Origin of the sequence: Shewanella sp. Pdp11 (assembly GCF_002838165.1) — a bacterium.
Lineage (GTDB): Bacteria > Pseudomonadota > Gammaproteobacteria > Enterobacterales > Shewanellaceae > Shewanella > Shewanella hafniensis.
Window position 1 is genome coordinate 1987797 of record NZ_CP015194.1, and the last position, 16050, is coordinate 2003846.

General features: G+C 41.6%; 15 protein-coding genes and 1 tRNA gene. 9 read left to right on the plus strand and 7 right to left on the minus strand.

Features of this window, described 5'->3' with window-relative positions:
* Nucleotides 1-4: 4 nt before the first annotated feature.
* The 6 genes from AYJ58_RS08750 to AYJ58_RS08775 all read left to right on the plus strand — a co-directional run bounded on the left by AYJ58_RS08750 (nucleotide 5) and on the right by AYJ58_RS08775 (nucleotide 5794).
* Nucleotides 5-340 (plus strand): helix-turn-helix domain-containing protein, encoded by a 336-nt coding sequence (locus tag AYJ58_RS08750; RefSeq protein WP_106649799.1) that lies wholly within the window; start codon nucleotides 5-7, stop codon nucleotides 338-340.
* On the plus strand, nucleotides 327-1568 hold the full coding sequence (locus tag AYJ58_RS08755) for a type II toxin-antitoxin system HipA family toxin (protein WP_106649800.1): 1242 nt from the start codon (nucleotides 327-329) through the stop codon (nucleotides 1566-1568). Before AYJ58_RS08750 ends, AYJ58_RS08755 begins: the two co-directional genes overlap by 14 nt.
* Nucleotides 1569-2000: a bifunctional diaminohydroxyphosphoribosylaminopyrimidine deaminase/5-amino-6-(5-phosphoribosylamino)uracil reductase RibD gene (locus AYJ58_RS08760; RefSeq protein ID WP_106649801.1), complete on the plus strand. Its 432-nt coding sequence runs from the start codon at nucleotides 1569-1571 to the stop codon at nucleotides 1998-2000. It abuts the gene before it with no gap.
* Nucleotides 2001-2272: 272 nt separating this feature from the next.
* Nucleotides 2273-3481 (plus strand): IS4-like element IS10A family transposase, encoded by a 1209-nt coding sequence (locus tag AYJ58_RS08765; RefSeq protein ID WP_001206290.1) that lies wholly within the window; start codon nucleotides 2273-2275, stop codon nucleotides 3479-3481.
* A 141-nt stretch (nucleotides 3482-3622) separates the two neighbouring features.
* Nucleotides 3623-4732: a hypothetical protein gene (locus AYJ58_RS08770; protein ID WP_157825771.1), complete on the plus strand. Its 1110-nt coding sequence runs from the start codon at nucleotides 3623-3625 to the stop codon at nucleotides 4730-4732.
* 138 nt (nucleotides 4733-4870) lie between these two features.
* Nucleotides 4871-5794 carry a hypothetical protein gene (locus tag AYJ58_RS08775; protein ID WP_157825772.1) on the plus strand — a complete coding sequence of 308 codons (924 nt, stop codon included), beginning with the start codon at nucleotides 4871-4873 and terminating at the stop codon, nucleotides 5792-5794.
* A 307-nt stretch (nucleotides 5795-6101) separates the two neighbouring features.
* Here AYJ58_RS08775 and AYJ58_RS08780 read toward each other — a convergent pair whose 3' ends face one another.
* A complete protein-coding gene (locus AYJ58_RS08780) occupies nucleotides 6102-6512 on the minus strand; it encodes a hypothetical protein (protein ID WP_106649804.1) in 411 nt (136 codons plus the stop codon).
* Nucleotides 6513-6766: 254 nt separating this feature from the next.
* On the opposite strand from AYJ58_RS08780, the gene AYJ58_RS08785 reads away from it, so the two are divergent.
* Together AYJ58_RS08785 and AYJ58_RS08790 are read left to right on the plus strand one after the other, a co-directional pair.
* Entirely contained in the window at nucleotides 6767-7555 is a 789-nt protein-coding gene (locus AYJ58_RS08785) for a type IV toxin-antitoxin system AbiEi family antitoxin (protein ID WP_106649805.1), read from the plus strand.
* Nucleotides 7548-8483: a nucleotidyl transferase AbiEii/AbiGii toxin family protein gene (locus tag AYJ58_RS08790; protein ID WP_106649806.1), complete on the plus strand. Its 936-nt coding sequence runs from the start codon at nucleotides 7548-7550 to the stop codon at nucleotides 8481-8483. The genes AYJ58_RS08785 and AYJ58_RS08790 overlap by 8 nt, the downstream gene beginning before the upstream one ends.
* Before the next feature lie 118 nt (nucleotides 8484-8601).
* On the opposite strand, the gene AYJ58_RS08795 is transcribed toward AYJ58_RS08790, so the two are convergent.
* From AYJ58_RS08795 to AYJ58_RS08805, 3 genes are all read right to left on the minus strand, one after another.
* On the minus strand, nucleotides 8602-9012 hold the full coding sequence (locus AYJ58_RS08795; protein WP_106649807.1) for a hypothetical protein: 411 nt from the start codon (nucleotides 9010-9012) through the stop codon (nucleotides 8602-8604).
* Nucleotides 9013-9048: 36 nt separating this feature from the next.
* Nucleotides 9049-9306, minus strand: a complete 258-nt coding sequence (locus AYJ58_RS08800; RefSeq protein WP_106649808.1) for a hypothetical protein — start codon at nucleotides 9304-9306, stop codon at nucleotides 9049-9051.
* Nucleotides 9307-9423: 117 nt separating this feature from the next.
* A complete protein-coding gene (locus tag AYJ58_RS08805) occupies nucleotides 9424-10884 on the minus strand; it encodes a tyrosine-type recombinase/integrase (protein WP_106649809.1) in 1461 nt (486 codons plus the stop codon).
* 188 nt (nucleotides 10885-11072) lie between these two features.
* Here AYJ58_RS08805 and AYJ58_RS08810 point away from each other — a divergent pair, with 188 nt between their 5' ends.
* Nucleotides 11073-11459: a hypothetical protein gene (locus tag AYJ58_RS08810; RefSeq protein WP_157825773.1), complete on the plus strand. Its 387-nt coding sequence runs from the start codon at nucleotides 11073-11075 to the stop codon at nucleotides 11457-11459.
* A gap of 482 nt (nucleotides 11460-11941) precedes the next feature.
* On the opposite strand, the gene AYJ58_RS08815 is transcribed toward AYJ58_RS08810, so the two are convergent.
* The 3 genes from AYJ58_RS08815 to dnaG all read right to left on the minus strand — a co-directional run bounded on the left by AYJ58_RS08815 (nucleotide 11942) and on the right by dnaG (nucleotide 15972).
* Nucleotides 11942-12018: transfer RNA gene (locus tag AYJ58_RS08815), tRNA-Ile, on the minus strand.
* Between the two features lie 255 nt (nucleotides 12019-12273).
* Nucleotides 12274-14112 (minus strand): RNA polymerase sigma factor RpoD, encoded by a 1839-nt coding sequence (gene rpoD, locus AYJ58_RS08820; protein WP_106649811.1) that lies wholly within the window; start codon nucleotides 14110-14112, stop codon nucleotides 12274-12276.
* Between the two features lie 135 nt (nucleotides 14113-14247).
* Nucleotides 14248-15972 carry a DNA primase gene (dnaG, locus tag AYJ58_RS08825; RefSeq protein ID WP_106649812.1) on the minus strand — a complete coding sequence of 575 codons (1725 nt, stop codon included), beginning with the start codon at nucleotides 15970-15972 and terminating at the stop codon, nucleotides 14248-14250.
* Nucleotides 15973-16050: the final 78 nt, after the last annotated feature.

The following is a 16050-nucleotide window of genomic DNA, read 5'->3' on the forward strand; positions in this document are numbered from 1 at the left end:
TTCTATGGGAAGGAATAAAATTCAAGTTGGCACTGTTGCTAGTGCTGCACTAGCTCATTTCGCCACTCTGCTTTCAATCCAGCGTAAGGAAAAGAAAATCACAGTAGAAGAGCTGTGTTCACGAGTTGGGGCATCTAAGCCCACTATGATAAAGATTCTTAAGGGTGATCCGTCTGTAAGTATCGGACTTTACTTCGAAACTGCTTGGGTGTTAGGTGTTTCCTTATTTGAACCCGATGAAAATCGGTTTGCTATTAAACATAAAACAAATGCGAAAATAGAAGCACTGCTGCCTAATCGAGTAAGAAGGAAAAAGGTAATTTTGGATGACGACTTCTAGTAACCAATGCTTCGTTTGGAAATGGCTTAGAGGACAGTCAGAACCTGTGGCAGCCGGTAGACTCACTATTGATGAATCTGGCCAACATTTTACCTATGGTCAGTCTTACTTGAAGCGTCCAGATGCAGAGCCAATTTACTCACATGAATTACCGCTTTCTGCTGGTACTATGCAGCCAGTTCAAGGCATGTCTATATTCTCATGCTTGCGTGATGCAGCTTCTGATGTTTGGGGACGTAGGGCCATTATTTCTCGGCTGATGAGCAAAGGCTACGATGCTGAGTTTAACGAAATGACGTATTTGATGCATTCCGCTTCAGACCGGTTCGGTTCTCTCGACTTTCAAGAATCGGCCACTGAGTATGTTGATCGTTCTACTGATGCTGCCACGCTTGAAGAGTTATACCTGGTGTCTGAAATCGTCGCTCAAGGTAAGAAAATCCCGTTGGATTTGGATAAAGCACTTATGCATTGTACATCGCTGGGAGGTGCTCGTCCGAAAGCGATGATCACTGGTGGTGAAGCTAAGTATATTGCTAAATTTTCATCCCAAAATGATACTTACGAGGTTGTCTATTCAGAATACGTAGCCATGAAGTTAGCTAAGTTAGCCGGACTCAATGTGGCCGAAGTTGTATTAAAAAAAGCATTAGGCAAAGATGTTCTTCTTGTTAAACGATTCGATAGAGAGTTGATTGGTGGTATTTGGTGTCGTCGCTCTATGGTGTCCGGACTGACAGTTTTAGGCTTAGATGAAGCATGGGCTAGCGAGGCTTCTTATGTAGACCTAGTAAACGTTATGAAGCAGTATTGCATTGCATTTGCCTCTGATAGCCAAGAGCTATTTGCACGAATGGTATTTAACGTGCTGATCGGCAATACGGATGACCATGCTCGCAATCACGCTTTCTTTGTCGAAGGGGATAAAATATCTCTATCACCTGCTTATGATATTTGTCCACAAAACCGTAGCTGTGGGGAGGCAAATCATGGAATGAAGCTCTTCGACAATTCAAATTTGTCTCTGTTATCACTTTGTCTGAAAGCAGCACCAAGCTTCAATATTAAGGCCGAAAAAGCAGAAGAAATTATCAGATCGCAGATTAATACGATTATCCAAGAGTTTGAATCCGTGTGTAACGAAGTAGATGTCCCTGAAGTAACGCGAAAGTTACTTTTCAAACGTGTGATATTGAATGACTACATATTCAATGAAATGGAACTTTAGATGAATCTAGACAAGGCATTTATGCTTAAAGCATTGGAGGTATCTCGGGCTGCTCTGCCTGAGTGCCATCCAAATCCTCCGGTAGGTTGCGTTCTCGTTCTAGGCGGGCAAGTCATTGCCGAAGGATTCACACAGAAAATTGGTGGCAACCATGCTGAGGTCGAAGCGATTAGTGCTTATGATGGCCCTATGGAAGAAGTGACTGCATATGTCACTCTTGAGCCATGTTCATTTGTTGGCAGAACTCCGGCATGTTCTTCTGTAATCATTAAATCAGGAATTAAGAGAGTTGTAGTTGCTATTCTAGATCCTGATGAAAGGAACAATGGAAAGGGTCTTTATGCTCTAGAGAAAGAGGGCATAAAAGTTGATATTGGTATCGCTTCAAGAGAAGTTAGTGAATTTTTGTATCCTTATCTTGGAAAGTCATAATTAACCTCGCATAAGTTCCAGGCGAGGACGGTGTGTATAACAGGATTTTGCTTCCCAAATGGGCTAGTTGGTTAACTCATTTATGCCCCATTCCGCGCCACAGCGCTAAGACAGGTTACTTGTTATCATGAGCCAATTGGCCAAGTTTTAGTAATGATACAAAGTGCTGAAGAATCCCCTGATGATTTACAAATAAATCATCAAATTAGGGTGGAAGCGCATCTTGTTGCATGATCAAATGGTTTCGCCAAAAACTACACTTGGACAACAAGATGCGCGAAGCCAATATCCTACAACATTCTTTACACCAATACTGCCCAGAACTTCACCTAAAACGATTAAACAGCTTGATGCTGGCCTCTAAGGCACTGATTGAATGTAAGACACTGACCTTGACTGAGTTAGGTCGAAATTTACCAACCACGGCCCGAACCAAGCACAACATCAAGCGCATTGATCGTTTGCTCGGCAACACGCATCTGCATCAAGAACGGTTAGCTGTCTACCAATGGCATGCCAGCCTCATCTGTTCTGGTAACCCTATGCCGATTGTGCTCGTCGATTGGTCAGACATCCGAGAGCATAAACGCATCATGGCCCTGCGCGCCTCAATAGCCTTCAATGGCCGCTCTATTACCCTGTATGAGAAGTCCTATCCCCTATCAGAACAATGCTCTAAGGCCTCCCACAACGGTTTTTTAGCGGACTTAGCCAAGATTTTACCTTTGCATGTTACCCCTCTCATCGTGACTGACGCGGGGTTCAAAGTGCCTTGGTACAAAGAGGTTGAGGCGCATGGTTGGTTTTGGCTAAGCCGTATTCGCGGTACAGTTCAATTTGCAGATATTGGCGCTGAAAATTGGCGTGCAGTTCGCAGTACACATGACTTGGCCAACGGTCAAGCGAAGAGCCTGGGTTGTAAGACCTTGACCAAAACTAACCCTATCAATTGCCATCTCACGCTTTATCGTAGCAAACCTAAGGGGCGTACAAATCAGCGTTCAACGAGGACTAATTGCCACCATCCATCGGCAAAAACGTACTCAACATCGGCGAAAGAGCCTTGGGTGTTAGCCAGCAATTTACCACCAGAATCTCGGAGCCCAAAGCAGCTGGTAAACCTGTACGCCAAACGTATGCAAATAGAGGAAACCTTTCGTGACCTCAAAAGCCCGGCATACGGCTTTGGCTTACGCCAAAGTCGTACCAACAGTCCAGAGCGATTCGACATCATCCTACTGATAGCGTTGATGGTTCAATGCCTGTTGTGGCTAGTTGGTTTACACGCACAGCAACAGGGCTGGGATAAGCATTTTCAGGCCAATACCATTGGGCATCGAACGGTACTCTCAACGATTCGCTTGGGATTGGAGGTACTCAGGCGGCCTGATTATCAAATCACGGAGAAAGAATTGCTGGCGGCCTGGGTATTATTCGCCAATCAGTTGCTCAAATATGGCTATGCTATGGCTGATTTATGAGGGGATCCTTCAGTACAAAGTGTCCACTATTGCTGGATCAGATCAAAGTGATACATGCTAATAAGCGTTTGTAATAAAAGTATAAAATCGATATCTTAGTAAAAGAGACAATGATACGAAATTACAAGGTTAATGTTTGTTATGAACAAGTCAGATAGAGATAGGGTTGTATTTCACTCGATACACGACATGTCGAGTGGTCATTACTTATCAAAAGCAGAGCGATTATTGAATAGCGAAATAGCAAACGATATAAACGATATAAACGATATAAACGATATAAACGATATAAACGATATACTTGAACTGTACAATATATCGCTGTTTTTCGAAAACGGCATATACCTTAAAAGTTGGTCAGATACAGATATTATTGCTTACAAAGAAAAAGTTAATACTTTTAAAAATTTAATTGGTAAATTCATAACTAATATTGATGATAGTAACTTCCTGTCATATTTTGAAAATATAGATTACGGTTACTATGATAGTTTCTGGTTATTAATGAATAACTATCAACAATATAAAAATATATCGCCATCTCAAATAGAAGAAGTTTTAAAGAACCTCCCCCATCAAGTGAGGCACTTGTTGAGCCATAAAAATTTGGTGGATAAATATAAGCTTGTTCTCTGTGAGTTTTTAAAAAGTGACCAGCAGAGTGCAGAGATCCTTCTTTCTATATATGAAGTCGAAAATAGTTTCAATAAAACGAAGTTGTACCTACCTAGTTGTTTAACTATTCAAGATAAAGAAAGCATAATTGCTTCGTACATCGACTCAGGGCATTGCAATACTAACTACCTGCCAATAATACAAAATTCTAAAAAACATAGTGACTTCCGAATCTCAGATAAAACTAAATTAGCAGCTAAGAGAAAACACCAACAGTCTATTAAAGAGTTTTTCGATAGTGGTTCTAGTTCATCATTTGAATACGGGGTAGCTATCAGTTATCCCGAAAATGCTTCTAAAATTAAACATGCTTGGATTGAGCAGGGTACAGTCCATTACGAATTTAGCTTGGATTACATTAAAGAAAATAATCACCCATATATTCTGTACAGAAACTTCGAGACACTTTTTGAGTACGTGGATGAACAGAATATTGTAGCTTTAACCAGCAAAGAAAATCAGCTTGGAATTTTTGAAAGAACTTTAGGTGTTAGATCTAAAACTGAATACGTTTTTGGTGTGGCGTTCACACAATTAGAAATGCAGGGTGAGATTATGCTTTGTAAATTCTGTTAACATTTAGCTATTTTGTTCTTAAGTCGACTTAATGCGAGATTATTGATTGATATAAATCATCCATAATCGAATGAAATTCGTTCGACTGGATAGGTTTGTTAACCAATTTAACAATTTATAATCCGGCCCTGATTAGAAATGGCATCTATGGGCCAAATTTACACATATTCCAACGTACTAAAAGGGCTTGGGTGTTCATTAGAAGATATTCTAAAAACAGTTTTCACTAATACTCTACCGGAATTATTTGACTTACCTAGTAACGCCAATTTTACAATTCCTACTCAAAATGCTTCTGCTTTAGAGAAAATAAGAACAATCGCACCTGAGTTCGAGTCGATATTGAAGCAATACAAATTATTTGTAGAAAATGGACATATTGATTTTGAACTTCTACAAATGTCGTCTGGCCCTACAGCCATCAAAGACATTCCAAGCTTAAATAGCAATAAATACATATATGTCAATAAGGATGACCAAGAAGTTAATTTTCTAACTTATCTGCTATTTTCGGATCAAACTCTGTTGACTTATCTTGACCCGTTCAAAGACAAGCAATACAGAAACTTTGTTGATTTATTGGTGAATGAAGAAGAAATCGATTTCGGAAATTACGAAGAACATCAGCTTGAGCATTTAAATTATTTGATAGATAATAATTATATATCTGTCGATGAAAATAATTGCGTTCAAGTTACAAATTGGAACCGAATTTTAATATTAAGAGATGTTTTTGAAAATGAGGTCGCCTCGTTACACCATTATCCTGCCGATATTCAAGACGAGGTTATGCATATGAGTAATGATGGACTAGTGTTTTTTGGAAGTTCACTTTTCGCAATACCTGAGCAAAATTACTTCAATTACTATTTAAACAAAAGTGAGTTTACAAACGGGCACGACTTAAGAAATAGCTATTTACATGGTACACAGGCAAATCCGACAGAAATTCATCTACATGAAAATTCCTATTTACTTTACTTAAAGCTTTTAATCTTAGTTATTTTTAAAATAGAAGATGACTTGTTTATTTATAAAAATCTTAAGGCGGACGAAGAATAACAGTTAGAAAGGATCGTAGTTCGTACTAATTTATATGTAGGCAGGATACTATGATCAACTTACTGGGCGGTTTGTAGTGGTCAAGTAAAACTGGCCACAGGTTTAGAGCTTTTTCATACTTTTGGTAATCTTAAATGTTGTCATTAGAGCAAAAGTCCTAACTCGAAAATGTCCCAAAGCGTTTGTGTTGTAACACGTTGCTAGAGCATCATCAAATATGATCTATGGACTTAATTTGTGCACAAGTTTGATTCGGTATGAAAAGCGAACCCTTTCGGGTTCGCGAGTAAGTGGCTAACGCTTAACATTACTGCTGAATGTTAGCTTCGGCTTCAATAATCTGCTCAGCCCAGAATTGTTCGGCAGCGTCAAAATAGGGAATCGGGGGTAACCCGAATATCTGTTGAAACTCCGCGGTAAACAACTCGCAAAAGGCAGAAATATCATCTTTATACATCAACAATAGCATCATCATTTCTAAGCCCATTAAATACTGAGTATCAAACTCAGCATGCTCCTCAAGAAGTGATTTACTGATGCTAATGCCTAAGTGTTGTCCTTTGATGTCGCGATGAAGATAGATATATCGAGTGAATTGTAATGCTCTAGGATCGTTATCATTTTCGTCAATGTCAGCGAGTAACAAGACGGTACTATGATCATCCCAAGGGCTTTTTGATTTACGTTGATATACGCGAATAAACGGTGACTGACTCATTATTAACTCCTCGTTATTGTCCTTATCAATAACTAGAATTTGGCACCGGAAATTCTGTCGGTTCAGGGGTTAAGTTTAACGTTTTAAGTAAGAATCCCTTCTTAGCCTTTTGCTGGTAACTAATCATCCCCTCATCCTGCTAGTTTGTATTTTACGATAAAGATGTACTAAAGGTACTAAGTAATTGCAATTTATAAACTCTACTTCTATAGTTGGTTTAATTTACTCTATATTCTGGTACTTATGGTGCAACTATGTCATCAAAAATAAACTGGCTGATTAATCATACGAGTCCTGGTGCGGTAGTGCTTCAGTCGTGGTTGACACAAAATGAGATCAGCTCATCTTTGGTGAGAAAATATGTGCAGAGTGGTTGGTTGTACAAGATAAGTGCGGGGGTTTACGTTCGTCCTGAGTCAACAGGCAAGTTACAGCCTCATTGGGTTGAAGCGCTCAAGGCTGTGAATGAGCAGCTAAAGCTTCCTGTTCACCTTGCGGGAGTCAGTAGCCTAACGCATCAAGGGCTTAGTCATTATCTTCAACTAAGCAGCGAGCAAGTTTGGGTTGGCTGTCAAAGTAAGCAGGCGTTGCCAAAGTGGTTCCGCGAATTGGAGGAGCAAAATTGGCTTTTCTATACCAGTAGCAAGCTGACTCAAACGTTGGAAAAAGACTTTATTACTATAGGGGTGAACAATAGGGAAGTTAAGGCAAGTTGTGCGGAGCTTGCAGCCTATGAGGTCGTCAATGCCATTGGCAAACATATCAGTTTTGAGCATGCCGCGGAGCTGTTTCAAGGGTTAGTGAATCTCAGCCCACGTAAAATACAGTCAATACTGAATCGAAGTGAAGCCGTACAAGCTAATCGCGTATTTCTCTTTTTAGGCCACTACTATCAACACCAGTGGAGCAAAAGGCTAGATGAGCAGCAAATCACGCTAGGCGCGGGAAAGCGTCAGGTGGTGGCTCATGGCCGTTACGATGGGCGGTATCAAATAACAGTGCCGGCATCGTTTATTAAGACAGAAGAAAATCAATATGAATAAGTCATCGATATACTACCAGCAAGTGACCTTGCTTATTCGGATGCTGCCGCTCGTCGCCCAAGAGAAGGTATTTGCCCTAAAGGGCGGTACGGCTATCAACCTATTTGTGCGCAACTTCCCACGCTTATCGGTCGATATCGATTTGGCTTATCTTCCTTTGGAGCCAAGGGAACAAGCGCTACAAAGTGTGAAGGAAGCGCTTGGTCGTTTGACTGCGCAGATCAATCTACAACCGAACCTTAGTGCAGTATTTCAAGACAATAAATATGATGAGCTCAGGGTTGTCGTGACAAGTGATAGAGTCACAATAAAAATTGAAGTCTCTCCTGTTGCGAGAGGTACGCTACACAAAGCGGTATTAATGCCAGTCGTTGAGTTAGTTGAAGAAGAATTTGGGTATGCAGAGATCCCCGTTGTAAGCCTGCCTGATCTATACGGTGGTAAGTTATGTGCAGCGATGGATAGACAGCACCCAAGGGATCTTTTCGATGTGAAAATGCTGCTGGCGGAAGAGGGGATCAGTCGAGAGATTTTGGTCGGCTTTCTCACTTATACACTTAGCCATCCAAGGCCTATTAATGAAGTGATGTCTCCACGCTGGAAACCGCTTGATGAAAGCTTTCAAACTGAATTCAATGGAATGACGACAAAGCCGATTAAACTCGATGAGCTGATTTTAACTCGCTCAGAAATGCTGATAGCGTTGCAGCATCACTTTACTGCAAAAGACAGAGACTTTTTATTATCCTTTAAACAGGGTCAGCCTGATTGGTCATTGTTTGATGAACCGAGCGTCGCGGCACTACCTGCGGTGAGATGGAAGCTATTGAATATCCAAAACCTAGCGAAAAACAAATCCAAGCATCAAGAACAACTCATTAAACTGGCTGATGTATTGGAAACGTGGGTTACAGGTCGGATACTCTAATGTTTAGTGTATGGCCGATTTTAACTGTTAGTCGCAGTTTGTGGGCGTTGGCGACTTAGATTGAGCTAAGGCTATAAGCAAATAAAAAAAGCGAACCGTGAGGTTCGCTAGTAGGTGATTATTGAGGCGCGTTAGATTGCACTTCAATAATCTGCTTTTCCCAATATTGCTCCGCGGCTTCAAAGTAGACTGTCGGGTGATACCCTAAGACATATTCAAACTCTGCGGCAAATAATTGGCAAAAATTTGTTATATCATCAACATACATGAGCAAAAGCTGCATCATTTCTAAGTCGTTTAAAAACTGAGAGCTAAACTCAGGATGCTCCTCAAAAATAGATTGGCTAATACTCACACCTAGAACATGTCCATCTATATTTAAGTGAAGATAAATGTAGCGTGTAAACAGCAGCTCTATTGATGTTTGGTCGTTCAGTTTAATATCTGCAAGCAACACGACTTTGCAGTGTTCATTCCGAGGACTAAATGTTTTAAGCTGATTTACATGAATAAAAGTTGAGTGTTCCATTTGTTACTCCTATTGATTTGGCCTTTCAACTTTTACTTAGGTCTGTGCCATGGAAATTAGCCCTGTTTTCATAAATTGCTCAGCAAATGAAATTGCGAGTTCAATCTGAACGGCGGACATTTTTTCACGCACTAAGCGTTGTTTAAGCATGTGCAGGAGTATTTCTTGCTCAACGTTGTCCTCGTAAGAAAAGGTGTTGCTATCAGGCATCTCTTTTTTAATTACATAGGTCATCAATTCGAAGACCATCAGCAGATTGTGGGCTTGTTGTTCAAACGCAGTCGATTGCATCATCGTGGTTTCTCGCTTTGCAGGAAAGTATGTCCTGAATAACTAGAAACGCACGATGAGAATTTCACTGTTCTGTCGTTAAATTTATACCGTCATATTCTGAGTTACGAGATTTTGACGTTACTTCGTACCTGCTACTAGTGCTCTGGCCTGAAGGATCTCGTTATCTACCATCTCGGAGTATTGAGTGTAACAACGCTTGATATCCAAATCCGTATGATGCGAATATCGCAACGTTGTCGTGACATTTCCATGGCCAAGGAACCGTTGCGTTTTAAAGATATCATGGCCCCCAGATTGAAAATGTGTCGCAGATGTATGACGAACAGTTGTAAAGTCAAAGTGTTCAAAACTCAGCGTTTTTTTGAAGTTTTTGACTAATTTACTGTAGTCTACTAGGTGTGATTTATGATCAATTGGATTAGGGAAAAGCCATTGACTTTTTGAGGAGTGAATTGGATGTTGTAACCATTCTTTAATAATAACATCGAGGCCATTACACAATGGAGTGTATTGTGGCTGCTTAACTTTTCCCTTATCTCCTCGAATAATCAGCATGTTACTTTCCCAATAAATATCTGTTTTTTTGATTTTTAGTGCATAGCTCGGCCTTAACCCTAAGTAGATGCAAATTAAAATTAGAGGTGTCAGGTAGTCGTAGAACGGGCAGGAACCTATTTTTCCAAGCAGTTTGTTCCGGTCTCGTACAAATAATTTTTGGTAAATTTCTACTCGCTCTTCTTGGCTGTAATATTTATGCACCAAGTTTTTGGGAATAAATTTAAGCTCGCTAGTGTGAATGATCTCCTCCGGAATTTTATAATTATGAAATGGTGATGCGGAAGCCGATCGTAAAGCTGCTCTGAGTGATGAAATTGCGCCTTTAAGTGTTGATTCTGCCAAATCATATGGACATTCACTTTGTTGTTTCTGTTTTGTTGTTAGCTTTCTGATATGGCTTTCCTTCCAGAGAATTAGTAATTTTAAGTCTATTTTATCAATAGGATATGCTAGGAATTGTTTGAAGTGATAACGGATGATATTGATTTTATTTCGCGCTGTTTTTGGGTTTTTTGATATCAAAACCACTTCATATTCTTTCAGATACTCATCAAGCGTTAGGAGATTTGTGGAGGTCAAGTGGAATTGAGGTTTGGCGAGTTTAAGCAGATGAGCTGAAATAACGTTATCCAAATCTTGTTTTGGCGTAAGGTCGCAAATTTTTCTTGTTTTCAATTTCCCCGTGCTGCTTTCTCTCACTCTGCTATAAAAACTCATGGCTGCTAGGCTGTTGGGGACTAGCTCGTTAGTATCGTTATTCTGGAAGTTTTTGATATCTAAAATCCGAATGTAAAAGTTAGGTATATCTTTTACTGAAACGGTCAGAAACTTTCGTTTACCTGAGTGCCATTCGTGAACAACCTGGATCAATTTAAGGTTTTTGTTCTGCGGCTCATTTCCGCTCCCGCTGACATTGAAGGTTTTGTGAAACTGTTGAATGACATCGTTGTTTGGCGCTCCCACAATAATCAGGTTGAATGTATGAAGTAGAAGATCCCACATAAGTTGGTAGAGTTTCATTTGTTTTGCCTTTTGTTGTTTAAGATGGCAATAGCATGCAAATTTTTTTCAAAAGGCAGAAATTTCGATTATGCATAAAAAAATTAATGAGGAGTGTGCACAAGATTTCTAGACCAAACATAATCGTTTTTTTTGTTTTTTTTACGCACCAGATATTCTTCGCGGGTCTACCCACTAGGAGTTATTTGATGTCAGATGTAAGGCTATACAACGAAAAACAAACCGCGATGAGGTTGTCTATGTCAGTTAGCGCATTACAGAAGAGCCGAGCTAAGGGCTCAACTGCAATTGAGCTGGGGCATGCACCAAGCTTTATTAAGATTGGTAGTCTTGTACGCTACACGGCCGAGGATATTGAAAATTTTATTTCTTCAGCAAAGCAATATGCACTTGAGTCAGAATCGAAGTCCTCGACCAAAAAGCAAAATCTTGGAACCGTGATGTGGGGAAATACGGGGGGGAATGAGAGGACAGATAATAGTCAACATGTAGAAATGGTAGTTGAAGACTCTATGGAGGGGCGGCTGATAAAGGAAAAAAAACCTAAATGTTGGCTGACGGGTATTGGCTTATAGCATGTTGATATTGGGCCTAATCCTTTATTTCTTTGCTCTCAGGCCCATTGAACTTCTATAAGTTGCACACGCTTTATCAGGTAAGTAAGCATTATTAAAAAATGCTGTAATTGGACGAGTTGAACACTGGACTCGTCAAGATTGATACTTTCATCTTAAGCGACGCGTTAGAGCGTCGCTTTACTCTTTTCGGGTCATCTTCAGCTTCGTTTTTTTGCACTCTATTAACTCCCTAACTTTTATCATTCTAAGATGCTGACACGACCTAATGCGTGTTCCATTTTAGATAGAATAAATTTGTAGCTTGAATTGCCTTGAAGTTTGGTTAGACTGATGTTTTGCACCCTTTTGCATGGGGTTGCATGCAGTTTGTGCGATATAGGTGCGATCGTTCCTAGGTTCAGGTATTTCGAAGGTGAGAATGGGTGTGCTTTAGATACAAAAAAGCCCATTGAATCAATGGGCTTCTTCGTTGTATTGGGTGGTGGCCCCTCACGGACTTGAACCGTGGACCTAACGATTATGAGTCGTGTGCTCTAACCAACTGAGCTAAGGGGCCGACTTAAGGTAATCGTCATTACCTGAAGCGGGTGGAAGTATACTAAGCTTACTTACGCTTGTCACCCGTGTTTTGGCTTGAAATACACACAACTGATTCAATTGGTTATCTGTTAATCAACTTAAATGTAATCGTCGCCTAAATTTAGGGCTTCGATACTGTGCTGATGTCGATATTAGCGTATGAGAGGCAATAAAAAGCCCTGCATAGGCAGGGCTTCAAATCTTACTTAGCTGACTTTAGGCTGGTAACGGCCTATTCATCTAGGAATGATTTTAAGATTTCTGAGCGTGAAGGGTGACGCAGTTTGCGCAGTGCCTTAGCTTCAATCTGACGAATACGTTCACGGGTTACGTCGAACTGCTTACCCACTTCTTCAAGAGTGTGGTCAGTGTTCATATCGATACCAAAACGCATACGCAATACTTTTGCTTCACGGGCGGTTAGACCTGCTAACACTTCGTGTGTGGCGTTCTTCAAGCTCTCGCTGGTCGCTGAGTCCAGTGGTAGTTCGAGGGTCGTATCCTCGATAAAATCACCTAAATGCGAATCTTCATCGTCACCGATTGGAGTTTCCATGGAGATAGGTTCTTTGGCGATTTTCAGTACCTTACGGATCTTATCTTCCGGCATCATCATACGCTCAGCCAGTTCTTCAGGTGAAGGCTCGCGGCCCATTTCCTGTAGCATTTGGCGAGATATACGGTTCAGCTTGTTGATCGTTTCGATCATGTGCACTGGAATTCGAATGGTACGCGCTTGGTCGGCAATAGAACGAGTAATCGCCTGACGGATCCACCAAGTTGCATAGGTCGAGAACTTGTAACCACGACGGTATTCGAACTTATCCACGGCCTTCATCAAGCCAATGTTACCTTCTTGGATTAAGTCCAAGAACTGCAGACCACGGTTGGTGTATTTCTTCGCGATAGAAATCACCAGACGTAAGTTTGCTTCAACCATTTCTTTCTTCGCACGGCGGGCTTTAGCTTCACCGATTGACATACGACGGTTGATGTCTTTAATGGCTGAAATCGCTAAGCCGGTTTCTTCTTCAACTGCTGCAAGCTTAGTACGACAACGGATCACGTCGTCTTCAACCATTCTTAGGCCTTCGGCATAAGGTTTAGTTGAGGCTTTTTCAGTGTTGAACCAATCGAGGTTGGTTTCGTTGCCAGTGAAGAATTTAACAAAATTTTTCTTCGGCATTTTGGCTTGTTCCACGCATAGTTTTAACACTAAACGTTCTTGAACACGTACGCGATCCATCATAGTGCGCATGCTTTTTACTAAACGGTCAAACTGTTTAGGTACTAAGCGGAATTCTTTGAAGATTTCACCAATTTCGAATAGTGCTTTTACCGATTCTGGGTGTTCACGGCCCTTAGCTTCGATAATTTTCAGTGCACTTTCGTAGGCGGTTCTCAGTTGAGCGAATCTTTCGCGTGCTTCTTCAGGATCAGGCCCTTTGTTGCCTTCTTCTTCATCTTCACTGTCTTCGTCATCATCTTCGTCATCTTCATCGTCCAGCTCTTCTTCAGATAATTCTGAGCCGATGTGAGTTGCTGTCGGTGCGACGTCTTCTTCGTCCGGGTTAACAAATCCAGAGATAATATCAGATAGGCGCAGTTCGTCGGCTTCAAATTGGTCGAATTGCTCAAGGATCATCGCGATCGCTTGCGGGTACTCGGCGACAGAACTTTGAACTGTGTTGATGCCTTCTTCGATGCGTTTGGCGATAACAATTTCGCCTTCGCGGGTCAGAAGCTCAACGGTACCCATTTCACGCATGTACATGCGCACGGGATCGGTTGTGCGGCCAAGTTCGCTTTCTACTGTTGCGAGTGCGGCAGCGGCTTCTTCAGCGGCATCTTCGTCTGTGTTGTCTTCCGACATCATCATGTCATCGGCATCTGGGGCTTCTTCGAATACCCGGATACCCATGTCATTTATCATCTGGATAATATCTTCGATCTGGTCAGAATCGACCATGTCTGCAGGTAAGTGATCGTTCACTTCTGCATAGGTTAAGTAACCTTGCTCTTTACCTTTGGCAAGCAACAGCTTAAGTTGCGACTGCGGAGTATGATCCATAGATATCATCCAAGTTGGGAAACTGTTACAACGACGGACACTTAGCATAAGCCAAGTGCCGCGCAAATCGTCAATTATAGCCGTGTGCACATCTCTGTGCTAGTCACAGGGGTAGCGAATGAGGACATTTTTGCCTCAGTTTAACCCTTTCATGACTGAGATCAGCTTCGAGAGCTGCATCTTCTCTTCTTTTGTATGAGTCTGTTTTAGACTCAATTCCTGATATCGTTGTTCAATATATTGATTGTTCAACCAAACCAGGGTTTGTTTAAACTTTTCGAGCAAGTTTTCATCCGCCACTTGATGGTCCCATTGGGCCAATTTATGGAGAGTGCCGCTGTAAGGGTGCTCTCTGAATTGTTCAAGTAGTTGTGCGCTGTTTAACGTTTGCTCTCGAGTCATCTCCAATAACAGTGGCAGCAATTCTATGCCTGGCATCTGCAAGTGGGCGAGTGCGGGTTGTGGGGGTAAACCCATACCCAGTTTAGGATGTTGTACTAACAGTGCGATGGCGAGTCGCAATGGTGTACCGCGTCCTTTTAATCCTTTACTTGCCATTGGTTTAGCTTGTTTCACGCTAAAGCCTAGCTTCTTTTTCATATCTTCTGAGCTGTTCATTCCTAACTTGTGAGCTAAGTTCTCAAGTAGTAAATTTTGCAGCACAGTGTCTTGAATTTTTTCAATTAAGATAAAAGCTTGTTTCGCTAAGTTGCCTTTATCTGTACCGTATTTTGTCGCTAACGTGTCAAATAGAAACTCGGGTAGTGCAATGGCAGAGTCCATTAAGGTTTCAAATGCATCTTTACCAATTTTACGTACCATAGAATCAGGATCTTCTGCCTGAGGCAGGAACATAAATCGCACTTGATCGCCCGGCTTTAATAATGGCAATGCTGTTTCTAAGGCGCGCCATGCCGCTTCAGTACCCGCTCTGTCGCCGTCGTAACAGCAAATCACTTCTTTAGCGCTGCGCAGCAAAAGCTGGAATTGCTCTGCTGTGGTCGAGGTGCCTAATGATGCGACAGCATAATCGACGCCAAATTGCGCCAATGCCACCACATCCATATAGCCTTCAACGATCAGTACTTTGTTTGGATCGCGATAGCGTTGCTTTAGTTCATAGAGACCATAAAGCTCATTGCCCTTATGAAATATGGGCGTTTCTGGAGAATTCAAGTATTTGGGTGTGCCATCACCTAAAACTCTGCCACCAAAACCAATGACTCGTCCGCGCCTGTCGCGGATAGGAAACATGAGGCGGTCACGAAATCTGTCGTAACGTTTCCCACTGTCGTTGCTAATTAACATCCCCGCAGTCAGTAACTTATCCTGCGCATCTTGATTCTGACGATAGCGGCCCAATAAGCCATCCCAACCGTCTGGCGCAAAGCCAATACCAAAATGTTCGACTACATCATCGGATAAACCGCGATAGGCAAGATAATCGATAACTTTTTGTTTATCTTGGTGTTGTCTAAGTTGGTTTTGAAAGTAAAGGCTCGCTTCTTCCATGAGTTGGTATAAGTCACGACTTAAACCGTCATCATGTCGCTTGCCTGTGCCTTGTTCTCTGGGAACCTCTAATCCAAGCTGGCCCGCCAAATCTTCAATGGCATCAATAAAATCGAGTCGGTCATACTCCATCACAAAATCGATGGCGTTGCCGTGAGCACCGCAGCCAAAGCAATGATAGAACTGTTTATCACGGCTGACGGTAAACGAAGGTGATTTTTCGCTATGAAAAGGACAACAGGCCGAGTAGTTCTTACCCGCCTTTTTCAAGGGCACCTTACGATCGATAAGTTCGACTATGTCAGTGCGAGCGATTAGCTCATTGATAAAATCACGAGGTATTGCCATTGAGTGCTTAAAATCCCGCCTTGCGCGAATTTAAACAAACAAGCCGCGCATAGGCACGGCTTGTTCATACAGTGAAAC